Source organism: Streptomyces sp. NPDC086023, from assembly GCF_044540325.1.
Taxonomy (GTDB): Bacteria; Actinomycetota; Actinomycetes; order Streptomycetales; family Streptomycetaceae; genus Streptomyces.
Window position 1 is genome coordinate 105,333 of the sequence record NZ_JBITRX010000019.1, and the last position, 21,479, is coordinate 126,811.

Sequence of the window (21,479 nt, forward strand, 5' to 3'; positions counted from 1 at the left end):
CTCTCCGCGGTGTCGAGTCGCCTAGCCTGCCGTCAGGCATCGATGCGGGCGATCTTGCGGCCGGCCTTGAGGTAGAGGTCGGTGCCATCGGCCGCGCTGGCCTGAGCCAGCACCGCGGCCAGCGTCTGCTGGACGGCGGTCTCGGTGAGCGGCGTGGCGTTCTGTTCGCCGTCGGATTCGGCGATCAGGCGGAGTCCGTTCTGCTGGGCAATGCGCCGGACAGCCGAGAGGCTAGGGGCGAAGTCCAGCGTCTGGCTGAGCAGAGCGCCCAGGGGAGTCTCGGCGTGCTCCTTGAGGGAGATGACCGGGAGGTTCTGCGTGTCGCCGAAGGAACGCTTGGAGAAGCGGGCCGTGAACTCGGCGCGGGCAGCCCGGGCTGCGTCCAGACCGTGCAGAGCAGCCACGACTTCGCCAGCGAGGATGCGCTTGACCGCCATAGGGTGGGCGGTGCCGTCGGCCAGCCGCTTGGTGACCACCTGGATCTCTTCGTCCGTCCACTCGGTCAGCAGTTTCAGGTACGGCTCGGTTACGTGGTCGGGAATGGACATCAGGCGGCCGTAGACATCGTCCGGGGTGGCGGTGAGGCCGATGTAGTTACCCTTGCTCTTGCTCATCTTGGCACCGGTGCCGTCAGTGCCCTCGATGAGCGGGGTGGTGATGACGACCTCCGGCGTCTGCTCCGAGATCTCCATGACCTTGCGGCACATCTGGAGGTTGAGGAGCTGGTCCACCCCGCCCAGTTCGACATCGGCGGTGATGGCCACGGAGTCCATGGCCATGACGACCGAGTAGACGAACTCGGCAACGGACAGGCCCTGTCCCTCCGCGAGCCGGGTGCGGAAGTCCTCACGTTGGAGGGACATAGACACCGGCACGCGGGCCAGGATCTCCACGAGCTGGGGCAGGCTGACCTTGTTGAGCCACTCGCCGTTGAAGCGCAGATCGGCTCGCTCGAAGTCGATGAACGGCGTCACCTGCTGCTGGTAAGTGCTGAGGTTCCGCGCGATGTCGTCGTCGGTGAGGGCGGGACGCTCGGACGAGCGCCCGGACGGGTCGCCGATCTTCGCGGTGACGTCACCGATGATGAAGACGACATGGTGCCCCATGCGCTGGAACCGGCTCGCGATGATGATCGGCACCGCATGGCCGAGGTGTACGTCGGGGGATGTCGGGTCGATGCCGTACTTGATGACGAACTGACGACCTGCCGCCCGGGCGGACGTGATCTTCTCCGCGAGTGCCTCGGCTGAGGGGATCATGTTGATCGCGCGCCCTTCGACCAGGGCCGCCTGCTCCCGAGGGGAGAGGTCGGAGAGGTCGAGAGAGCGCCGGGCTGTTGTCTCCTCCAGGAGCTGAGCGACCGTATAGTCCGCGCCCAGGTCCGATCCCTCGAGGATCTGCATGACGCGGGTGACGGACTCGCTCAGACGGCTCATGGTGCCTATACGCTCCTGGGTCTGACAACTGGCTTGGTGCCAGTGTGGGTTGGTTGGCGACTTTATCATCGCTGCTCACGCCGTCGTATTCGAATAGTCACTCTCAGCTTCACCGTTCCTGATCGCTGGAAATGGATACCTGCGGTCGTCCGGTTAAGACGCTCGACATCGCCCTGCCCCATGAGGCGAAAGAGCCTCGGGAGCAGGCCGTATCGATCAGCATGGTGATGAGAGGACGCAGACATGTGCGACGGCACCCGAGTTGCACCTGTGCTTCCACAAGGTGCCCGGCGCCGAGTGCGTGGAAGTGCCGGGACATGCGATGGAGGTCGCGGCGCGCCGTCCAGCTCGGCGGGTCGGCAGTCAAAGCACGCAGTCGGCGGGCGAGGGCTGCGGAGACCTCGGCCCGGTACAGCTGTGACACTCCGCGGTTGTGCCGGTCGGTCATGCTAAGCGGGTGAAGTCGGTAGTACACCAAGGGGACACGCAGGGTGTGGCCACGGCCGGCCTCGCGCAGAGCGTGGAAGAAGATCTCGTTCGTGACCGGGAGGAGGGTGAGGGCCGCCTCCCGGTGTACGAGCAGGGTGCTGGTGTTTCCACCGGGGTGTGGCTCTGCGAGGAACGGGCGTCCGTCCACGTCGACCACGTGCTCCCAGTGCTCGATGAAGAGCCGGCCGTCGGTGATGGCGTCGGCACAGGTTCGCAACTTGGACGCGTGGAACCAGTCGTCGGCGTCGAGCGGGGCCACCCAGTCGCCGCTGCTCAGGCGGAAGGCATCAGTCAGACTGGGGCCGAAACCTTTCGTTTCGCGCCGGATTACGCGGACGCGGTCCTCGTAGCGACGGCAGACCTCCACGGTCTCGTCGGTGGATCCGTCATCAATGACGATGACCTCGTGCAGGACGTATCTCCCGGGCTCTTGTTCCAAGCAGCTGCTGATGGCCCTGTCGAGGTAGCGCCCGTAGTTGTGGCACAGGATGACGCACGATATTCGAGGCAAGTCGTTCACCGGTCGCCTCCGTATATCTGAGCGTAAGCGTCGATGACGGACTTGTGCTCCTGGGCGCGGTAGTCGAGAAACGTGCGGTCAAGACCACGCGATGTGGAGGAGGCCATGCGTGCTGTGGCGTTCTCGACGGCGGTGAGAAAGCGCTCGCCGAAGAGGTTGGGGTGTCCCGTTGACCAGTCGAACCACTCGGGCTCGCTCACCAGCCCTTGGTGGTGGCGGTACTGCTCGGGCAGGTGGCCGGTGCGGGAACAGACCGGCAGCAGGTTGAGGTCGAAGGCAAGTTCCAGCTGCCCCGAGTGGCTGCCCCAGAGGTAAGGGAGCAGGAGGACGTCTGAGGCGAGGCCGGCGTCGACCACATCGTCGTCGCTGGGGTACGGGCGCATCGACAGCCGGATCCGGGGATCGTGGCGAGCCGTCTCCAGAAGGAGAGGGATGCGGCTGTCCGGGGCGAAGTCAACAGGGCTGAACGCTCGGAGCAGGAGCCGGAGGGTGCTCTTGGGGTCGGTTACACCCAGGCTCCAGTTGATCACCGGGGAAAGCTGGTCGCGGCTGGCCCGGGACGCCCCGTACATGAGGAAGCGGGCGGAGGGAGAGCCTTGCTCCCGCTCTCTGCGGAGCAGTGCATCCGGCGGGACGACGTACCCATGAGGGATGACCGTTGCCGGAGGCCGGTCTCCCAGCAGGCAGGCCAGCTCGACGAGGGAGCTCTCCGTCAGGCATACCCACTGCACATCGGCGGCGAGCAGGAGCTGCAGCCGGGCGGTGAACTCCATCGCGGACCCGTACATGGGGCGGGTGTCGTGGGCGGTGAAGACGACGCGGACCCCGGACCTGGCGCAGGCGTCGAGGAGCCGCTCCAGAGTGGGGAGGTCCTCGACGTCGATGTGGTGCAGATGCAGCACATCGAGCCAGTCGAGCGGGGTGTGGGCGAGTAGCCATGACGCATTCACGGCCGCGGGGACGGTGGCTCCGGAGCGGATCGCGGTCTCGTTGAGGATCAGGATGTCCTTGCTGTGCAGCTTGCGGGCGTACGGGGTGCGGGCCGGCAAATGAACAACGCGTAGGGCCTGTGAGCGCGTGGCTGCCGTCATGGTGGTCACCCGTTGTCCCGCCCGAGGCCGACGAGTACCAGCTGCGTAGACAGGCCGTGGGAGACGTCGTCGCTGCGGGTGAGCCCGGCGTAGTGGATCTCGAAGCCAGCGGCGCGGACCAGGGCCTGGAACTCGTCGCTCGCCCACTCGCGAACGTGGCTGGGGTTGCGGGGCGGACCGGGAGCGTCGTAGCCGCTGCGGTACTCGCGGGCGGGTGTGGAGAGAACCGCGGCGGCGGAGCCCTCGGCGAGCAGTCCGCGGATCAGCGCGAGCAACGGTCCGGGATTGAGCAGGTGCTCCACGACGTCGGAGCAGACCACAACGGAACGGCGGATGAGGGCGGGGGCCATCGGGAGAACGCGGGTGGACTCCAGATCCGCCTCGACCCACCGGCCGAAGGCGTGGTTCTCGCGGCACCAGCGGAGGTTCTCGCCGAAGTCGACGCCGACATAGGTCCACTCGGGACGCGCCGCGGCCAGAGTGGCCAGCTTGCCTGCCCGGCCGCAGCCGATGTCGATCAATACGTCACGGCCGAGCTCCTCCGCTCGGGCTGCGGCGTAGGGGTAGACGTCGGGCTGCCAGACGGTGACGTCGTCCGTCTCATCGGCGAAGTACTCCACGGTGTCGCGGCTGAGGTAGCCGTTCCTGATGAAGTACGAGTCGGCGTCGCCTATGGGGCGACTGGATAAAGCGGGAGCAGTGTGCATCGGGTAGCTCCTTCGGTTACTTCGGCCAGAGGGAGAAGATGGTGATCAGGCGTTCGGTGAGCTCTTCGCGGAGCACCTGCCACTCGGGGGCGTTGTTGCGGCGTGCTGCAGCCGCTCGGTCGTAGGCCAGACCGTCGACCTCGGGGAGGCAGGCGTACATCTGGAGCAGGGCTGAGCCGTCGTCCTCGGGGGCGTTGTCGCTGTCGGCGGCGAGCAGGGCGCGGATGTCCTCGCCGGGCATCGAGGCGTCGATCCCGGAGCCGGGGATGCTCTTGCTCATCTTCGGCAGACCGCCCAGGCCGGGGATCATCTTGGTGTAGATGCCGGACAGGCGGTCCGCGGGCAGGCCCCAGCGTTCCGCTCCGCGGCGGGCGAGAGCCACGTACTTGTGCTCATCGACGCCGAGGGAGACCAGGACGTGCCGGCCCTCGGAGAGGAGCTGGACGAAGTCGGCGGCCATGAGGAGCGTCGCCTGCTTCATGCCGTACGAGAGGTGATCGAAGACGCCGTGGCTGCGGTAGAGGCCGGAGAGGTCCTCCTCGGCCCACTGGAAGTCTGCGTCGTCGAGGTGGCGGGAGAGCAGGAAGGCGGTGGCCAGCACGTCGGTGTGGCCTTCCTGGCGGCGCAGCACACCGCGGTCCTCGTCGAATCCGAGCCCGCGCACGAATTCCTCGTACTGGTCCGCGATGCGGCGCACGGTGTCCAGGGGGGTTCGGCGCGCGTTGTACGAGTCCAGATCGCCGAGCACGATCTGCACGTCCAGACCCTCCTGCTGGAGCTTGATCGCGCGCAAGAGCTGGAACACCGTGCCGGCGTGGGGAGGGCCGCCGAGGCCTACACCGGTGGTCACGATCGCGGGCTGGCCGGAGGTTACCGCCTTGGCGAACTCGCGGGCACCGGTGTGGCACACCCACTTGGTGCGCAGGTCGTCGGGGCTCATGCCGGCGAGGGCGAAGTCGATGGCGCCGAGCCCGAGGCGCTCGTAGCGGTGCTGGTCGATCACATTCTCGTAATAGGCGGTGTCGAATTTCATGAGGTCACTCCCAGATGCGAGGAGGCGTCTGCGCGGAGCGCGAAGGCGCGGCGGACGAGCGACTCGAAGCCGTCGGTCAGGAGGTTGCCGAGCACGGCGTTGCGCGGTGCCGAGACGCTGCCGAGGTCAGCTGTGACAGTGCCGTCCGCGAGGACCCAGACCCGGAACGGGTAGGCATCGTGCGGGGCGCGTGTCGGCTGGGCGAAGACAGGGATGTCGGGGACGAGGGCACGGGCATCGTTCACGGCCTGGAGGAAGTCCTCACGTCCGTAACCGTAGATCTCCGCCTTATGGGGGTTGGCGCGGCCGATGGGCCGGTACTGGGAGATCAGCCAGTATTCGACCTGGGTGGAGCCGGCCAGATCAGTGATGAACCGGGCCAAGTCCTGGAGGGTCTGGATGGAGTGCGCCGTCGTGAAGGTGTTGAAGGCGAGGCGCCGCCGGTCGGAAGTGAGCATGGCCGTGTTGGCCTGGAAGCAGTCGAAGTAGCCCTGTCCGCGGAACCAGTCGGCGGTCTCCGCATCCGGGCCGTCGATCGCCAGGGAGTAGACGGATACGTGCTCGCGGATCTCGGGGTAGCGCTCCTTCAGGAGCAGACCGTTCGTGTGCAGGTTCGTCTCGAAGCCGGCGGAGTGGGCGTGCCGGAGGGCGAGCTCCAGGTGGTTCTCGTACGGCATCACGGGGTCGCCGCCGGTGAAGACGATCCGGCGCGCCTCCGATTCGCGTCGGAGGCCGTCGATAACACGGACGACGGTGTCCGGGTCGGCCTTGACTCGGTTGCGCTCGCGGTAGCAGAAGCGGCACACCCCCGGGGAGGACGGCGTGGGGGCCAGGTCCCATGCGTTGCAGTCAGTGTTGAGAACCAGGTGGATGATGCCCAGTTCCTCGCCGGTCAGCATGCAGCCTTCTCCTCGATGGGTGCCTTGACTGCGAAGCCGGAGGGCGGGACCTGGCGGAGCAGTGCGTCGAGCGTGCGGGGCGACCCGCCGGTGAGGCGGACGAAGCACAGGAGCGTGTCCAGCCCGGCGCCGTTATGGAGGATGGTGAGCGCGGTGTCGAGTCCGGTCTGGAACGTCGGGACCACCCGGGCCGTCAGCAGAAGCAAGGCTGCGTTGAGGGCGACTGCGTCCCGCGCGGGTGAGGTGTCCTGGCCGGCCAAGACACGGACCGCGGCCGCCACGTTCACGTGAGGCTCGGCGTGCTGGGAGATGCAGCCCATGTGGCGGGGCATTGACGCTGCGGCGCGCATAACGTCGTCGGCGAGGGTGCGGTCTTCCTGGCCATCGATGATCCGGCAGGCACGGGCTTTGGTTCCAGGCAGGAGTTCGTCTACCTGAAGCGTCGCGTCGTCGGAGGAGTTGACGACGGTCGCATCCGGCAGCCCGAGCCGGGACAGAAGTTGCGCGGAGACGCGGACCGCGGTGTGGGAGAGCCCGTAGACGTACGCGGGGCAGACCACCGGGCTCAGCAGCGCGGGGAAGGCCAAGCTCAGGGCATGGACCGCCTGGAACCTGCCGCCGTAGCGGCGGTCGAACTCGGGCACCCGGTGCTCGATGGAGAAGAAGCCGAACCCGCACTCGGCCGTGATACCGACCATCTCCCTCTGGGGCACCGTCTCGGCGTTCGCGCCAACGAGGTCGATGAAGTCCCGGGAACCGGTCTTGGAGGATGCGCTGCGTGAGCCGAGCTTGGCGATGTGTGCCCCACCGGTGGCTGCGACGAGCGCGGCGGTCGAGCTCAGGTTGATGGTCTTGAAGGTCTTCTTTCCGCTGCCGGTGTAGCCGACGAAGCGAACGCCCTCGGGCGGCTGGTGGAAGTCCCAGGCGGCGCGGTCCAGGTGCGTGGCGGCGCGGATGGCCGCCTCGACCTCTCCAATCCTTGGGCCGCGTAACAGCAGGCCGGTCAGAACGCTGCCGAGCATCACGTCGCGTGTATGGCCGGCGGGGAGTTCGAGGACCGCGAGGATGCCGTCGTGGACCTCATGCGGGTCAATCTCTGCACGTGAATTGATCTTGTGGATCAGCGGAGGGATGGAGACGGTCATGAGCGTGGCTCCTGGAGCTAGGTGTTCGAAGTGAGCAGGACTTTGAGCGGGCGGCAGTGGTCCTGACGGCCCAGCGCCGCGAGCGCTCGCGGCAGTTCGGGCAGCGGATACCGGTCGCGCGTCAAGAGGTCAGCCCAAGCACCGCCGTGAGTAAGGAAGGCAAGTGCGTCGCGGAAGTCGTCGTGGCCGCTGCCGCGGCAGTATGAGAAGGACCCGCGCAGGGTGACTGACCGACGGAAGAGGTCGCGTAGTGGGAGGGAGAGGGTGACGTTCGGTGCATAGGCGTTCTGGACGAGCACTGTGCCCCCGTCCCGGACCGATGCCACGGCCTGGAGCAATGGGGAATCGTCGTACCCGGAGGCGGTGTCGACGACCGCGTCGCACGAAGGTAGAGCGCGGTGGTGCACGCTGAGGCGCGGGCCGGCGAGGGCTCGTTGCAGCTCCTGATGCCTGGCGGCGGATCGGACCGCAAGGTGGACATCCCACCCGGTGGAGGCTGCGCAGACCGCCGTGCAGATCCCAAGGGCTCCGGCCCCGATAACGCCGAGGCGCCCGGACCGCGCCCCCAGTCCGCAGCGAATGCCGTGCAGGGCAACTGCCATGGGGTCGGCCAGAATGCCGTGCGCGGCATCTCGGATGTACGGGAGCTTCACGATGCTGGACTCCGGCACCTGGACCAGCTCGGCCAAGCCGCCGGGCAGATCCCATCCGACGCGCCGCAGATCGCGGCACAAGTGTGTACGTCCCGATTGGCATGCACCGCATGAGTGGCATGTGATCAGGGGGTCGACACTGACCCAGTCGCCCCGAGCATCCTTGCCGACGATCTCGTGTCCGGGGAACCAAGGCGTGGGCAGGGAGCCACGCCAAGTGGGGAGGAGCTTGGGAACGTCACTGCCGCACACACCGGCGTAACGGACTCGGACCAACGCCGTACCTCGACCGGTACCGCAAGGCGCCGAGCCGGGTGCGAACCGAGCCTCCACGAATCGAGGAACACCGTCTCGCACCGTCCAGGCACGTGCCGCCGTGCTCATACGGACCACCCACTGGCCAAGGCCACAGGCAGAGCCTCGACGCTGGGAAGCGATGCCCCAGACCATGGTGTCTCGCCGAAAGCGAGGCGGTGTGCTCCACCTCGGCGTAACACCCGTAACGGCCGCATCCCTAACCGTTGGGCCCCCGCCAGCTCGTCCCCGCCGCCGTCGCCGCAGTAGACGGCCTTGGCCGGGGCGACTCCGAGCCGCGCCAGCAAACCGCCGTAGAGACGGGGGGCTGGCTTCACCGCGCCCTCCCAGCAGCTGAACGCTGCCACCTCGAAGTAGGAGGCCAGCGCCGACTCGCTCCAGCATTCCGCGATGTCCGGCGAGGCGTCGCTGAGCAGTGCCAGACGCAGCCCCGAGCGTTGGAGCTCGGCCAACGCCCTGCAGACCGACTCGTCCGGACGCAGCCGGGCAGTTGCGAGCCGTCGGAGCACCGATGCTGCACGGGCCGTGCGGTCCGCGGAAGCGCTGCACCTCTCAACAAGGTGGCCAGCGACAGCGGCGGCCGATCGCAGTTCCCCGTCGTGCCGTACCCGCCAGCTCGCGGAGAGCTCTGCCTCGACGGCCCCTGCCGTCACGCCGAGGGCAGAGGCAAGCTCGGCCACTGCGACGCTGCGTTCGGCAATGTCCGGAGCCGCGACAAGAGTCCCGAAGAGGTCAAGCACCAGGGCTTCGGGGCGGTCCGCTGCCTGCGAGTTGTCGGAACGGTGGGGAGCCGCCCCCGTTTGACCGGTCACAGCGGCGGACAACTGCGACGACAGCGACTCGCAGCTCGAGGACATCGTGGCCAGGTAGCGCAAGTCGAGACTCCCTCTCCTGTGTCGGGCATGCCTGTACGGGGGCACAGAAGCGCCGGCATACCGCGTTGTCATTGAGGAGACGGGGCGCGGGCAGGGGGCGCGTTGTCAGGAGACGATTCCACCGGCGAGGGCGCGGACAGCGGACAAACTGTCCGCAGCGATCTACTGCGCAACTATTGACTGAAAGTCATATGCGGTGTAGTAGCCGAGGCTCAGCTTCGGCTGCGCATCTGGGATGAAATGTGCACTGACTGGCGAAATCGGCAATTGCCTTGGATGGCCCCCGGACCGTCGGTGGGGCTCCGCCATGAGGTGGCGGGGGAGTTAACTCTTTCCGCAGCTCGTCGCGGAGCTGGACATCGAACGTACGCTGGACAGAGTGCTCCGTCGCGAAGGGACTGTTCCGCCCATGAGTGAAACCCTGACGTTGGGAGACCGTCTCCGTATCGCCCGAAAGACACGGAACCTGTCTGCCGCCCAACTGGCTCAAAGAGTCGCCATCTCACCCAGCTACGTGCAGAAGCTCGAGTCCGGTGCGCGCAAGGCGTCGCCCTCGCTGGTCCTGGCGCTCGCGAAGGCCCTGCACTTCGGGCCCGAGGTCCTGACCGGGCAGCCTTATTACGGGGAACCCGAGTCCGAAGACGGCGTACACGCCGTGATCCCCGAGCTGCGCCGGATCATGCTGTGCTACGACACCCCGGACGACTTGGAAATCGCCCCACGGCCGCTGCCCGTACTTGCGTCCGAAGTAGATCAGGTTGCCGCTCTCCGCCGCGATGCCCGCTACGCCCCCATGGGCCCGCTTCTCCCGGCGGTCATTACTGAACTGACGCACATCGCCCTGAGCGGCACCAACGGCGAGCGCGAGAAGGCCTTTGGTCACCTCGCCCGCGCCTACCGAGCGGTCAACTCCCTTGCGCACAAGCTGGGACACCACGACCTGTCCAGCACGGCGCTGGAGCGCGTCCGCTGGGCTGCCGACCGCTCCGGTGACCCCCTGATGCAGTTCACTGCCGGGTACCTCGTCGTCGGGGCGATGCTGCGGCAGGGAGCCTACGCACCGGGACGCCGCAAGTTGCTGGCCCTGCGGCACGAGCTCGAGCGAATGCAGCCGGAACACTCGTACACGAACGATGCCCTCGCCGTCGATGGCGCCCTCCTGCTGAAGCTGGCCGTGCTGGAGGCCCGGGAGAACAACCCGGACGGTGCTGACACATACCTCCGTGAGGCAGAGAGCGTCGCGCGCTTGGCCGGCAACCGCGACTCCCTCGCCTACGAGATGTCATTCGGGCCCACCAACATCCGCATTCACGAGGTGCACGCCCTTATAGATATGGGGGACGTGGAGCAGGCCCTCGCGCGTCTCACCGAGTGGTCCGATGCACCGGGACAGGAGTGGACACCGCCGGCCTCGACCGTGGGGGAACGATCGAGCCACCACTTCATCGACGTCGCCTCAGCGAAGCTGGCCGTCGGCGACAGGCGCGGCGCTTTCGCCGACCTCCGGCGAGCGCGGAAGGTCGCCCCCAACCACACGCGCTTCCACCCGTCAGCCCGAGAGACCTCAGCAGCACTCTTGCGCCTGGACACGCATCCCTCCGCCGAACTCACGGCCTTCGGAAGGTGGGCAGGCATTATCACAACCTAGCTCTCCTGTAAGGCAGTTCAGGGAACTCCCCCACAGACAATCTGTCCGTGCACGGCTCTGGCCACATGGAATGGTCTTCTCACCAGCCTTTGTGAGGAGACCATTTTCATGTCCGTGGACCGTCCCTCTCCCTTCGGGATCCCGCCCCGCTGGATGCCCATCGGTGACGACCCCGAGGTCTGCCCGGCCGGACAGTGGTGGGACGTGGTTCGAGTGTCCGAGGACGTCGGCCGACGCGCCATCGAGATCCTTCAAGCGGAGGGCGAGCCCATCGGCCCGGTGATCCTCTGCGACGAGGGCACGGAACTGCGCATGTGCCTGCTGGTGCCGGTGGGCACCGCCGCCACTTGGCAAGAGCCGGACACCGTGGCACTGGGTTCGCGATGCCACCTCGTCGTGCCGCCCCTTGAGGCCACCGACCCGCCCGGACTGCACTGGCATTCCTTGCCCGCCGGCCCGCGAGTCCTCACCCGCGCAGCTGCCCTGAGCAGGGCAATCGGCCGGGCGCGCAGGCAGTTACGCGGCCCCTCCCGGAGCGCGTGATGCCTTGCCACAACTCCCCCGATCTGCAGCCGCGCGCCACCCCGGTCCTGCCCATCCCGAAGATACCCAGCGGCCCGGTCAGGGCGGCACCGCAGCCGCTCCCGGTGCGAGCGCAGGTCCGCTGGAGGGCGTCCCGTGGCCGTTAGCGTCTCCGCTGTCGTACTGCTGACGGTGGTCGTCGTCCTGCTCGTCAAGAAGGGCGGCTTGAAGGCCGGGCATGCTGCGGTCTGCACCCTCCTCGGGTTCTATCTAGCCAGTTCCTCGCTCGCACCCGCGATCTCCGAGGCCGTGACAAGCGCCGCCCGCCTGATCAGCGGTCTGAAGTTATAGACCAGTCGCCCCAGGTGTCCCAGTGCGCCCTTCCGTCCACGGCCGTACTCCCTGACTCGACCGGCCACACCTACCGAGGAATCATCCGATGATCGAGAAATCCGTGCCCTTACCCCGCAGCATGGTCGAGCTCTTACGGTCTCCGCCTTCCCTGCCGCAGGCCTCCGCCGGTGGTCGCTTCCCTGGAGCACACTGATGCGCCCTGTGTATCACCCCGCCGGCGTGGACGAGGCCCTCGGTTTCGCCTTGGTCGAATTGCAGGCGGGCCGGTGGAGGCCGGCGCGCGATCTGCTGGCAGCCACTGGTGACCGCTGGGGGCTGCGTACGGCGCGGACGCAAGTGCTGGCTGTCACGGCCGCGCGGTCGGACGTGGTCGGTGTGTGGCTGTCGGAGGAGCCGGAGAGCTACGACGCGCAGGTGATGCGGGCGCGCGTGTGGGTGGAACGGGCCCTGCGGGCTCATCAGCAGCGGCACGCAAGTGCGGCGGCGCTGGAGGAGGCGGCGCGGCAGGCGGCGCTGGTGGCGGCGCACCGGGGACCGCTGGATCCGGTGCCCTGGGTGTGCTTACTCGCTCTCGCCCAGCTCGATGGGCGCCAGGTGCGTCGGGAGCACCGGGACCATTCGACAGAACCCATGTTGCCGACCGGTCCATGGGGGCTGCTGCATGGGGTAAACCAGCGGGACGCGTACAACCGGGAGGCCTTTCACCGGGTGTTGCAGTTCATGCTGGCCCGCGAGGTTCCGCCGGCGGCATCGCTGGCCGCGGTGTTCGACTTCGGTCGGTGGGTGGCCTCGTGGTCTCCGGCGGGGTCGCCGCTGTTGCTTTTGCCGTTGTACGCGCTGGTCGAGCAGTGCCGTCGGCAGTCGCTGCGGGATCGGGCCGAACCGCTGTGGCGGCGGCAGTGGGCGGAGGAGCCGACGATCCGGTACTCGCTCACCGCGTTCCATCACTGGTTCCGGCAGCCGGATCCCGCGCCGCGCTCGGTGACGGACCTGCACCACCTCGCATACGGCCTATGGGCCGGCCACCGCTTCGTCGAAGCCGCCGAGGTATTCACCGCCGTGGGCCCCTATGCCGCACGCGAGCCCTGGGCGTCGGTCCATGACGACCCGAACCGCCCCGACAGCGGCAAGTTGCTGCTGCTGCGGGCCCGTCGGGAGTCGTTGTCCTTCGCCCGCGCCCACCCGCCCCACGCCGCTTCACCCCGCTGACGGGTCACTTTGCGCGCAGGACCTTGGCATGCACCTGACTTACCCCCTCTGTTCCATTTGATCCTGGAGGATGTCCAATGTTACGAACACGCCCTGCCCGCCGAGGCAGCGGGACCGCGGCCGATGACGCGTTCCTGAGGGAGCTGGGATACGAGCCAGTGCTGGCCCGCCGTATGGGCCCGTTCGGGAACTTCGCCATCAGCTTCTCGGTGATCTCCGTGCTGAGCGGCTGCATGACCCTTTACGGCTTCGGGCTCATGACCGGCGGCCCGGCCGTGATGATGTGGGGCTGGGTCGCCGTCGGCGCGATGGTGATGCTCGTGGGCGCCGGCCTCGCCGAGGTCACCTCCGCGTACCCCACCTCGGGCGCCCTGTACTACCAGGCCGAGCAGCTCGGCGGCCGCAAGTGGGGCTGGTACACCGGCTGGCTGAACCTGCTCGGACTGCTCGGTGCGATCGCCGGCATCGATTACGGCGCCGCGCTCTTCACCGGAGCGTTCCTGAACCTGCAGTTCGGGTTCGTCCCTACGCCGGGCAAGATCATGGCGATCTACTTCTGCATCCTCGCGCTCCACGCCACCCTCAACCTCTTCGGCGTCCGGCTGGTGAGCATCCTGAACTCCGTCAGCGTGTGGTGGCACCTGGGCGGCGTCGCCTTGATCGTCGGGGTGCTGGTCGTCGTGCCGGGGCACCACCAGTCGCCGTCCTTCGTGTTCGGGGAGTTCGTCAACAACACCGGCTGGTCCAACTCGCTGTACGTGGTGCTGATCGGGCTGCTGCTAGCCCAGTACACCTTCAGCGGGTACGACGCCTCGGCGCACCTGTCGGAGGAGACCACCAACGCGCAGGTCTCCGCGTCCCGCGGGATCATGCGGGCGATCGGGTGGTCCTGGGTGGCCGGGTTTGTGCTGCTGGCCGGACTGACCTTCGCGATCCAGGACTACGCCGCCACCCAGGCCACGGCGACCGGGGTGCCGCCAGCCCAGGTTTTCCTCGATGCCCTCGGCGTCGCCGGCGCGAAGGCCCTGCTGCTCGTTGTGATCGTCGCGCAGCTGTTCTGCGGCAACGCCGAGACAGCCGCCGCTAGCCGGATGGTGTTCGCCTTCTCCCGGGATGGCGCCCTGCCCGGCTCACGGCTGTGGCGTCACGTCGATACCCGCACGGGCACCCCAACCCGCGCTGTGTGGCTGTCGGTCGGCGCGGCCGCGGTGCTGGCGCTGCCATCGCTGTACAGCCCGACCGCGTACGCCGCCGTCACCGCGATCAACGTCATAGGGATCACCCCCGCGTACGCGATCCCGATCTATCTGCGGATCCGCAACCGTCACCGCTTCCAGCCCGGCCCCTGGAACCTGGGCCGCTGGGGCGTGCCAGTCGGCGTGGTCGCCGTGGCCTGGGTGGCGTTCGTGACCGTGCTGTTCTGCCTGCCCCAGAGCCGCCCCGAGGTCGGAGTCGTCTCCGTCACGACGTTCAACTACGCGCCCATCGTCCTGCTGGTCGTCCTCGCCCTGGCCGCCCTGTGGTGGCGGAAATCCGGGCGGGACTACAAGGTGCCGACCGCGGCCGCCGACGCTGACTCGAACATGGCCAAGATCCAGGAAGAGGTCGTGTGATGACAGTCCAGCCCACCTCCGCCCAAGCGGCATCGCGCCTGAGCAGCACAGTGCAGCGTGAGGCCGAGACCGCATCGGTCTCCCGACAGCGGCCGGCCCGGGCGTTCAACGTCGACGAACTACGCAAGGCCGTCGGCGCGGGCCTGATCGACACCGTTCTCCTTGCCGTGCCGGACTTGCAGGGTCGCCTCAAGGGCAAGCGGTACGGGGCGCGGCACTTCCTCGACCGCGTCCTCGAGGGCGGCGCCGAGATGTGCGCGTACATCCTGGCCACCGACGCCGACATGACACCGTCTGACGGCTTCGTGCTCACCTCGTGGGCGACCGGGTACGAGGACATGACGGTCGTACCCGATGCCTCGACGCTGCGGATGCTGCCGTGGATGCCGCGCACGGCGCTGGTCCTCGGTAACGCCGTCGACCTCGACGATGATCCCATCGAGGTCGCACCCCGGCAGATCCTGCGCCACCAGCTGACCCGTCTGGCCGCCCACGGGCTGCACGCTCAGGCCGGGTTGGAGACCGAGTTCGTGCTGTACCGCGGCAGCCACACCCCTGCCTCCCGGGTCGGCCACGAGGGACTCGTTCCCGTGACCGAGGAAAACCTGGACTACGGCCTCGACCACACGCCGGAAGCCGACCGGTTCTTCCGGCGCCTCCAGGGCTCACTGGCCAAGGCGGGCATGCCCGTGGAGGCAGTCAAGACGGAGGGCGCGCCGGGCCAAGTAGAGGTCACCTTCCCCTACGGCCCCGCGCTGACCGCGTGCGACAACCACCTCGTCTTCAAGCACGCGGTGCGCACCCTGGCCGGCCGCTCCGGCATGACCGCCACGTTCATGGCCTCCCCCCAGAACGGACTGGTCAGCGGCCTGCACCTGCACATCTCCCTCACGCGCAGCGGCAACCCCATGCTCAACCATCCGGACGGACGGCTCTCTGAGATAGGCGAGCAGGCGGTCGCAGGCCTGCTCGCCGCCCTGCCCGGGCTCGCACCCCTGTACGCGCCGAACACCAACTCGTACAAGCGGTACACGCCCAGCTCGTTCGCCCCTACCTGCACGACATGGGGCTGGGACAATCGAACGTGCGCCGTACGCATCGCCGGCCACGGACAGGGGCTGCACCTGGAGGTCCGCGTACCAGGTGCGGACGCCAACCCCTACCTCGCTCTCGCCGCGGCAGTCGCAGCGATCACCCACGGCATCGAGCGGCAGCTCAAACCTCCGCCTCCCTGCACCTCCAACGCCTACGAGGCCACCGACGCGCCCAGGCTGCCCCTCACCCTCGACCAGGCTCGCTCAGCCTTCCGGCACAGCCCCGTGGCCCACGAGGCGTTCGGGAAGGCGGTCGTCGATCACTACGCGCACCTCGCGCAGCTCGAACTCGACCACCACCGCGGCACGGTCACCGACGCGGAGCAGACCCGCTGGTTCACCCGCGCCTAAGCACACCCGCCCCAAGACCAGGCTCCGGCCGAGCTTCCCCCCTCTTGCCGGGGCCTGCCCAACGGCCGCCCCCGGCCGACACCCGCCGACTCGAAAGTAATCCGCTGATGCCTGCACGCCCTGGTCCGGTCGCCTCGCACCCGACCCCCGCCCAGGTGAAGATCGCCGGCAAGCTCGCCCAGGGGCTGAGCACCGGCAAGGTTGCCGCCGAACTGGGCCTGTCCGAAGGCACCGTCGCAAATCAGATGTCGCACGGCAACCGGCGTGCCGGAGTACGCCACCGCTATGCCCTAGTCCACGCGTGCTACGTCACCGAGCAACTTCCCCGGCCGGAGCCGACAACACCACCCATCGGCGGCATCGACGACACTGAGACCAAGATCCTCTGGTCGCTCGCCCTGGAGGGCACTTACGCCGAGATCGCGCAGCACTGCGGCCTTCCCCACGACGCGATGAAGAAGCGGATTCGAGCGCTGCGGGCGCGCTGGGGCGCCGAGCACGACCCGCATCTGATCGCCCTCGGCTGGATGTTCGGCGTACTCGACGCCTCCCATGGAACCGGCGGCAACCAGGTTGCATGACTACAGACCGGCCAGACCAGGCCGCGGTAGGCCTGGGGGCTCGTCCTGGGGCGCGATGCCGGCCGGCCGCCGCCAGGCGGCCGATGGCCTGGCCGCGGGGTTCAGCTGGTGGTGGCCGAGGTGGTGTCGGCGTAGCTGTTGAACACGTCGAGTTCGTTCTGCTCGAAGCGGCGGATGCCGCCGCGGATGGAGTCGTAGCCGGCGACGACCGAGGTCGCGGTGGCATAGACGTGCTTGTCGTCCTTGATCTCGAAGTGGAAGGTGAGCGAGACACGCTTGACGTCGGCCACCCAGGCTTCGACGCGGACTGGGGTCTCCCAGGTCTCCAGCGGGTGCATATAGCGGATGGTCTGCTCGCGTAGGAGGAAGTTGCGGGCAAGGCGCTCGGCGGGATCGGCAGGAACCAGCACGCTGAACATGCGCATGCGGGTCTCTTCCAGGAGGGTTCCGTAGCGGGAGCTGTTGAGGTGTCCGTTCGCGTCGAGGTCCGACCAGCGAACGGGGCAGTCGTAGATGTGTCGGGACACAGTGACTCCTGAGAGCTGTGAGATCTGCCGTGCCTTCGAGGCATCCGGCCGATTCAAGGGCGTACTGGAACACGCTCCCTCGCGAGCGCCAGGGGCATCGGGAGGTCTGGCCGTCCGGACCCTCTCCGTGGTCCAGACGGCCGCGCCTCGGCCCCCACACCGGGGAAAGAGAGCCCGCACCAGTCGTGACGGTAAGTTACCTTTTGCGGCCAATGGGCCAGCCACACCAGCTAGCCAGGCAGGGCCTCGCCCTCTTGGAGATCGTTGAAGATCTCCCGAAGGAGCGCTGCCCTCAGGTCGACCTGGGGCAGCTGTTCGCGGAGCCGGCTGATGGCCGCCTGGTCGGAGTCCGGCAGCGAAGCACGCAGGAGTAGCTTCACCTCCGCTCGGGCCTGGGGGTCGACGATCGGCACCTGGATGCGGTCGACGACGGCGCCCGCCCCCAGCTGGGTGACGCCCCACTCGCCAGCGGATTCCTCGATTGCCCACACCACAGAGTGGTTCTCGGGCGACAGGGTGAGACGGCACCCGGGCCCGGCCAGGGCGCTGAGTGCCGGGAGCGGGACGCCGTCGGGGCCGGCGAGCGCCGCGGCTCCGTCAGCGCTGTCGACGACGAGGCGGGCAGTGAGCGCCCGGGCTGCGCGGCGGCGGGCGGCTTCGGCTTCGGCCTGTGCAGAGGGCTGCGGAGTCGTAGGCGTGCCGGGCTCGGCGTGGGCCCAGGCGTTGCGCTTGCCTCCCAGGGCGTCGGTCTCGTCATCGGAGGTCTCGGCCTCGACCCAGGTAATGACCACGAACCGGCAGTGCGGCATCGACGCCGGGTACAGGACATGGGAGACGACTTCGACGGTCTCCCAGCCCAGGGCAGGGATGATCATCCGGAAGACGTGGCCGTCCCTGTCGGCCTCCAGATCGGCCTCGGTACGCCAGATCCGCTCGACGTCCGGGTTCTGGCGAACCTCGGCGATCAGTTCGACGAGCTCGGCGTTGTCCTTGTGGGTGGCCTGGGCGAACTTCAGCAGGCGGACGTAGGCCGCAGCGTGCATGTCCCAGTCGTGGTACTGGGTGCGGGCCTCCGGGTTCGTCAGAGCCCACCGCATGAGGTTGGCGCGCGGCTCCATGACCCAGGGCCACCACTCAGCCATTGCCGCGTTGTACGCAAGGATGTTCCAGTTGCGGTCGGTCAGGTACGTCGGCGAAGGCATCTGCCTGTCAATCAGGAGGCGAAGGGCCCGGCGCAGCTCCGGGCTGGCATCGATCTGCGGGTCACCGTCGAGCGAGGTGCCGATGTTGTACAGCAGCAGGGCGTGGCGCTCACTCTTGTCGAGCCCGAGCAGGTCCGCGAGCGCCTCGCACTGAGGCTTGGTGAAGCGGGGCGGCACGGCCCCCTTCTCCACGTTGCGGTAGGTCCGGACCCCCATGCCGAGGGCCTTGGCCACCGGGGCCTGGGTGAGCCCCGCCGCCTGGCGCCATCGCTTCAGCCAGCCGCCGAACCCCATGAACTGACCGGCGATTTCTCCGCCGTGTGCGTTGTTCTCGGCGCGGTTATCGCCGAAGGGGACGGTCCCCTGAGCAACCATGAGGCTCTTCCTTTGTCTCCGCAGTGTGCAGGACGACATCCGGACGAGGGCATGAAAAAAGAGGGGCAGCACGAACGCTGGCCCCCCGGCCGGGTGTCTCCTACAAAGACGATACGACGACCCTGAGGGCTTTCCACAATTTGTGGCCTCGGCCACAGAGCAGGTGGTTAAACGTGAAACCATGCGGCGCCACACCCGACCGCCTTCCGTGACGAATCTGGACATTCCCACGCCCGAGCTATCCATGATCAGGAAAGCGGCAAATTCTTGCCGTTTTTTGTTGCAAGGGATTGAATGATCATTCATGCGGTCGGCTGCGACCCTAACCAGGCGGAGCGGAACCCTGCAACTTCCTTGAAAGCCAAGATTGTTACCCCACTTCCCTCCTCCGCCTCCACGCTTCCCACACCACCGTCTACGCGCGTGGATTCGACTGAGAGGTGCCGTTGACGAAGGCTTTGCCTGCGGGCTTAAATCCAGACCTGACCAGCCGGTACAGCGCGACAGCCTGCCGGTTAACAGCAGGTCAGAGCATGTGCGGGAAGTTGTATGAGGTCGTAGAGCTATCTCTGGACCTTGGCACAGCCTGCCCATATGTTCGTCGTCGCTCGCCGGGCAGTCCGCCCGGCCAACGGGGAATCGGGGGAGAGCCATATGCAGTGCGCGCACTAGCCGCGCGGGTTAAGACCGCAGAAACAGCGACGGCGCCTGAGAGAGGCAACTCTCAGACGCCGAACGCTCACGGTGCTCCCGCCCACGGCAAGGGCCGGAGACCACCTTCATCCGCACCGATCCTTCTCACGGGACCACCGGTGCGGCTTCACTGCACAGGAGAGTGTTGCATGACGCCTGCCCAGCGCAAAAGACCGAGTTCCTCGGCCCGCGCGGCAACGGCCCCCTTTCGTAGCCCCGCCCGCGGGGGTACTGCCTGATGGCCCGCATCCGGACGATCAAGCCCGAGATGTTCCTGTCCGAGGACATCGCCTCGGTCGACATCAGTGCGATGGTCACCTTCATTGGGCTGCTGACCCAGGCGGACGACAACGGACGTTTCCTGGCCCATCCGGCGATCATCGCCGGGTTCCTGTGGGCGCTGCGCGCCGAGCACACCTCGGAGCACGTGGCCAACGATCTGGAGCAGTTGGAGGCTGCCGGGTTGATCTGCCGCTACATCGGGTGTGACGGCAAGAAGTACCTGCACATCGTGACGTGGGAGAAGCACCAGAAGATCGACCGGCCGTCCGCCTCGCGGCAGTCGCGCTGCCCGAAGCACCAGGCGCACCAGCGGTGCGGAGGGTGCGCGGCGGAGAAGCAGGCGGCCTGCCCGGCCGTGGAGTCTGCCGCGGTGCAGGTTCCGGCGACGCCGGCGGGGATCAGCGGCCCGGTTCCGCAGGGTTCGGTGAACCCTCGTCGAGCCCTCGATCGCCCTGTTTCAACCGAATCTGCGTGCGCGGACGGGTACACCGCCGCACCGACCGGCGCTGGCGCTCAGTCGGAGCTGTCCCGCGAGACCGTCTCGGGCGCCCGTCTCGCACTGGCTGAGGAAAGCGCAGGTCAGGCGGCATTCGCCGAGTCCTCGACACAGGCTCGCGAGGGCTCGTCGTCTGGATCTAGGATCTTGGATCCTGGATCTTCCCCTAAGGGGGACGAGGCCCCCGCGCCCGAGTCGGCTCCCGATGCCGGTTCGACGAAGCACCTGGTGGCCGAGTACGTCGGGGGGCATGTCCAGCGCCCGCCGAAGGCCGTGATCGGATTGGTCGGGCGGCACGTCAAGGGGCTGCTGGAGGAGGGTTTCGACCCCGAGGTGATCCGGGCGGCGCTGGAGCGGCTGCGGTTCAAGAATCTGCATCCGAGCGTGCTCCCGAGCCTGGTCAACGAGGCCCTGAACGCCTCACCGCCGCATGCCGCCGCTGGGGTGTCGTCCGCCTCCGGCGCGGGGGCCTGGGCCCGCGCCTCGGGCTACACGCCCTACATGAACCCGACCGCGCCGGAGCCGACCACGTTCGGAGGCAGCCTGTGAGCCGCGCCCGCCTGACCGACCCGCTGCCCGCGGTCTCCGACCGGCTGCGTGAGCGTCTGGCCACCCGCCTGGCTGAGCGCGGCATCGACCCTGCCACCGCCCCGGTGCTGCCGGATACGCCGGAGCCGATCCCGGCGCTGGAGGCCGCCCAGAAGCGGATCCCGTACGCCTATCGGGATGCGGTCCCCCAGCATCCGCAGGTGGCCGCCTGGGTGCGGGCCATCGCGGACGCTGCGGTCGCCCCTGCCGCGGAGGACCTCAACTCCCAGTGGGGAAGGCCAGGGCGCCGGCGAATCGCTCACGGCCCGTCGCTGCTGCTGTGGGGCGGGACCGGGGTCGGAAAGACCCAGGAGGCGTACGGGGCGGTCCGGGCCCTGACCGCCGCCGGGTGCGGTGTGGAGTGGCACGCGACGACCGCCGCGGACCTGTACGCGGAGATGCGCTACCGGTCCGGGGTGGACCCCGAGCACATGCTGCGGCGAATCATGCGGGTGCCGCTGCTGCTGCTGGACGACCTCGGCGCTGCGAAGACCTCGGAGTGGACGGAGGAGATCACCTTCCGGCTGGTGAACTGGCGCTGCCAGAACCGTATGCCGACGATCTTCACCACCAACCTGCCGCCTGTCCGCGACGACCGAATGGACAAGCATCTCCCGGTACTGCGCGACAAGGTAGGCGACCGGGTCCTGTCCCGCCTGTCCGGCATGTGCACTGCGGTGGAGTTCACCGGCCCCGACCGCCGCTTCCAGCGCACCTGACCGGCCCGTATCCAGCACCCCTTCCCCGGCACGGCACCGTCACCATCGCCCCACTGCTCCGC

20 protein-coding genes are annotated in these 21,479 nt (G+C 68.0%); 9 read left to right on the plus strand and 11 right to left on the minus strand.

Annotated features, from left to right (window positions below):
- Positions 1 to 32: 32 nt before the first annotated feature.
- The 9 genes from tyrS to ACIF6F_RS30100 all read right to left on the minus strand — a co-directional run bounded on the left by tyrS (position 33) and on the right by ACIF6F_RS30100 (position 9,163).
- Positions 33 to 1,436, minus strand: coding sequence for a tyrosine--tRNA ligase (gene tyrS, locus ACIF6F_RS30060; RefSeq protein ID WP_399953730.1), 1,404 nt, complete (start codon positions 1,434 to 1,436; stop codon positions 33 to 35).
- Positions 1,437 to 1,545: 109 nt separating this feature from the next.
- The gene (locus ACIF6F_RS30065) at positions 1,546 to 2,445 is read right to left on the minus strand and encodes a glycosyltransferase family 2 protein (RefSeq protein ID WP_399953732.1); all 900 of its coding nucleotides are present in this window, start codon (positions 2,443 to 2,445) and stop codon (positions 1,546 to 1,548) included.
- Positions 2,442 to 3,536: a hypothetical protein gene (locus ACIF6F_RS30070; protein WP_399953735.1), complete on the minus strand. Its 1,095-nt coding sequence runs from the start codon at positions 3,534 to 3,536 to the stop codon at positions 2,442 to 2,444. Before ACIF6F_RS30070 ends, ACIF6F_RS30065 begins: the two co-directional genes overlap by 4 nt.
- A gap of 5 nt (positions 3,537 to 3,541) precedes the next feature.
- The gene (locus ACIF6F_RS30075) at positions 3,542 to 4,243 is read right to left on the minus strand and encodes a class I SAM-dependent methyltransferase (RefSeq protein WP_399953739.1); all 702 of its coding nucleotides are present in this window, start codon (positions 4,241 to 4,243) and stop codon (positions 3,542 to 3,544) included.
- A gap of 16 nt (positions 4,244 to 4,259) precedes the next feature.
- On the minus strand, positions 4,260 to 5,276 hold the full coding sequence (locus tag ACIF6F_RS30080) for a hypothetical protein (RefSeq protein WP_399953742.1): 1,017 nt from the start codon (positions 5,274 to 5,276) through the stop codon (positions 4,260 to 4,262).
- Complete coding sequence (locus tag ACIF6F_RS30085) at positions 5,273 to 6,175, minus strand: radical SAM protein (protein ID WP_399953745.1); 903 nt, start codon at positions 6,173 to 6,175, stop codon at positions 5,273 to 5,275. Before ACIF6F_RS30085 ends, ACIF6F_RS30080 begins: the two co-directional genes overlap by 4 nt.
- On the minus strand, positions 6,169 to 7,320 hold the full coding sequence (locus ACIF6F_RS30090) for a hypothetical protein (protein WP_399953748.1): 1,152 nt from the start codon (positions 7,318 to 7,320) through the stop codon (positions 6,169 to 6,171). Before ACIF6F_RS30090 ends, ACIF6F_RS30085 begins: the two co-directional genes overlap by 7 nt.
- Before the next feature lie 17 nt (positions 7,321 to 7,337).
- Positions 7,338 to 8,423 (minus strand): alcohol dehydrogenase catalytic domain-containing protein, encoded by a 1,086-nt coding sequence (locus ACIF6F_RS30095; RefSeq protein ID WP_399953751.1) that lies wholly within the window; start codon positions 8,421 to 8,423, stop codon positions 7,338 to 7,340.
- A complete protein-coding gene (locus tag ACIF6F_RS30100; protein WP_399953754.1) occupies positions 8,354 to 9,163 on the minus strand; it encodes an HAD family hydrolase in 810 nt (269 codons plus the stop codon). The genes ACIF6F_RS30095 and ACIF6F_RS30100 overlap by 70 nt, the downstream gene beginning before the upstream one ends.
- A gap of 409 nt (positions 9,164 to 9,572) precedes the next feature.
- On the opposite strand from ACIF6F_RS30100, the gene ACIF6F_RS30105 reads away from it, so the two are divergent.
- From ACIF6F_RS30105 to ACIF6F_RS30135, 7 genes are all read left to right on the plus strand, one after another.
- Entirely contained in the window at positions 9,573 to 10,811 is a 1,239-nt protein-coding gene (locus ACIF6F_RS30105) for a helix-turn-helix domain-containing protein (protein ID WP_399953757.1), read from the plus strand.
- 108 nt (positions 10,812 to 10,919) lie between these two features.
- Positions 10,920 to 11,354, plus strand: coding sequence for a hypothetical protein (locus ACIF6F_RS30110; protein ID WP_399953760.1), 435 nt, complete (start codon positions 10,920 to 10,922; stop codon positions 11,352 to 11,354).
- A gap of 135 nt (positions 11,355 to 11,489) precedes the next feature.
- Positions 11,490 to 11,684: a hypothetical protein gene (locus ACIF6F_RS30115; RefSeq protein WP_399953763.1), complete on the plus strand. Its 195-nt coding sequence runs from the start codon at positions 11,490 to 11,492 to the stop codon at positions 11,682 to 11,684.
- Positions 11,685 to 11,906: 222 nt separating this feature from the next.
- Positions 11,907 to 12,896, plus strand: coding sequence for a hypothetical protein (locus ACIF6F_RS30120; RefSeq protein WP_399953767.1), 990 nt, complete (start codon positions 11,907 to 11,909; stop codon positions 12,894 to 12,896).
- 77 nt (positions 12,897 to 12,973) lie between these two features.
- On the plus strand, positions 12,974 to 14,509 hold the full coding sequence (locus tag ACIF6F_RS30125) for an amino acid permease (protein WP_399953771.1): 1,536 nt from the start codon (positions 12,974 to 12,976) through the stop codon (positions 14,507 to 14,509).
- On the plus strand, positions 14,509 to 15,954 hold the full coding sequence (locus ACIF6F_RS30130) for a glutamine synthetase family protein (protein WP_399953774.1): 1,446 nt from the start codon (positions 14,509 to 14,511) through the stop codon (positions 15,952 to 15,954). The genes ACIF6F_RS30125 and ACIF6F_RS30130 overlap by 1 nt, the downstream gene beginning before the upstream one ends.
- A gap of 107 nt (positions 15,955 to 16,061) precedes the next feature.
- Entirely contained in the window at positions 16,062 to 16,535 is a 474-nt protein-coding gene (locus ACIF6F_RS30135; RefSeq protein ID WP_399953777.1) for a LuxR C-terminal-related transcriptional regulator, read from the plus strand.
- 101 nt (positions 16,536 to 16,636) lie between these two features.
- Here ACIF6F_RS30135 and ACIF6F_RS30140 read toward each other — a convergent pair whose 3' ends face one another.
- On the minus strand, positions 16,637 to 17,062 hold the full coding sequence (locus ACIF6F_RS30140) for an acyl-CoA thioesterase (RefSeq protein WP_399953780.1): 426 nt from the start codon (positions 17,060 to 17,062) through the stop codon (positions 16,637 to 16,639).
- Positions 17,063 to 17,292: 230 nt separating this feature from the next.
- Positions 17,293 to 18,639 carry a helix-turn-helix transcriptional regulator gene (locus ACIF6F_RS30145; protein ID WP_399953783.1) on the minus strand — a complete coding sequence of 449 codons (1,347 nt, stop codon included), beginning with the start codon at positions 18,637 to 18,639 and terminating at the stop codon, positions 17,293 to 17,295.
- 931 nt (positions 18,640 to 19,570) lie between these two features.
- On the opposite strand from ACIF6F_RS30145, the gene ACIF6F_RS30150 reads away from it, so the two are divergent.
- Both ACIF6F_RS30150 and ACIF6F_RS30155 read left to right on the plus strand, forming a co-directional pair.
- Positions 19,571 to 20,659 carry a hypothetical protein gene (locus ACIF6F_RS30150; protein ID WP_399953786.1) on the plus strand — a complete coding sequence of 363 codons (1,089 nt, stop codon included), beginning with the start codon at positions 19,571 to 19,573 and terminating at the stop codon, positions 20,657 to 20,659.
- Positions 20,656 to 21,417, plus strand: coding sequence for an ATP-binding protein (locus ACIF6F_RS30155; RefSeq protein WP_399953789.1), 762 nt, complete (start codon positions 20,656 to 20,658; stop codon positions 21,415 to 21,417). Before ACIF6F_RS30150 ends, ACIF6F_RS30155 begins: the two co-directional genes overlap by 4 nt.
- Positions 21,418 to 21,479 lie beyond the last annotated feature (62 nt).

Coding starts and splice junctions, on each gene's coding strand:
- ACIF6F_RS30075 (WP_399953739.1), bottom strand. CDS start 4,243: ATGCACACTGCTCCCGCTTTATCCAGTCGCCCCATAGGCGACGCCGAC.
- ACIF6F_RS30150 (WP_399953786.1), top strand. CDS start 19,571: ATGGCCCGCATCCGGACGATCAAGCCCGAGATGTTCCTGTCCGAGGAC.
- ACIF6F_RS30105 (WP_399953757.1), top strand. CDS start 9,573: ATGAGTGAAACCCTGACGTTGGGAGACCGTCTCCGTATCGCCCGAAAG.
- ACIF6F_RS30095 (WP_399953751.1), bottom strand. CDS start 8,423: ATGGTCTGGGGCATCGCTTCCCAGCGTCGAGGCTCTGCCTGTGGCCTT.
- tyrS (WP_399953730.1), bottom strand. CDS start 1,436: ATGAGCCGTCTGAGCGAGTCCGTCACCCGCGTCATGCAGATCCTCGAG.
- ACIF6F_RS30145 (WP_399953783.1), bottom strand. CDS start 18,639: ATGGTTGCTCAGGGGACCGTCCCCTTCGGCGATAACCGCGCCGAGAAC.
- ACIF6F_RS30110 (WP_399953760.1), top strand. CDS start 10,920: ATGTCCGTGGACCGTCCCTCTCCCTTCGGGATCCCGCCCCGCTGGATG.
- ACIF6F_RS30125 (WP_399953771.1), top strand. CDS start 12,974: ATGTTACGAACACGCCCTGCCCGCCGAGGCAGCGGGACCGCGGCCGAT.
- ACIF6F_RS30085 (WP_399953745.1), bottom strand. CDS start 6,175: ATGCTGACCGGCGAGGAACTGGGCATCATCCACCTGGTTCTCAACACT.
- ACIF6F_RS30070 (WP_399953735.1), bottom strand. CDS start 3,536: ATGACGGCAGCCACGCGCTCACAGGCCCTACGCGTTGTTCATTTGCCG.
- ACIF6F_RS30130 (WP_399953774.1), top strand. CDS start 14,509: ATGACAGTCCAGCCCACCTCCGCCCAAGCGGCATCGCGCCTGAGCAGC.
- ACIF6F_RS30090 (WP_399953748.1), bottom strand. CDS start 7,320: ATGACCGTCTCCATCCCTCCGCTGATCCACAAGATCAATTCACGTGCA.
- ACIF6F_RS30080 (WP_399953742.1), bottom strand. CDS start 5,276: ATGAAATTCGACACCGCCTATTACGAGAATGTGATCGACCAGCACCGC.
- ACIF6F_RS30135 (WP_399953777.1), top strand. CDS start 16,062: ATGCCTGCACGCCCTGGTCCGGTCGCCTCGCACCCGACCCCCGCCCAG.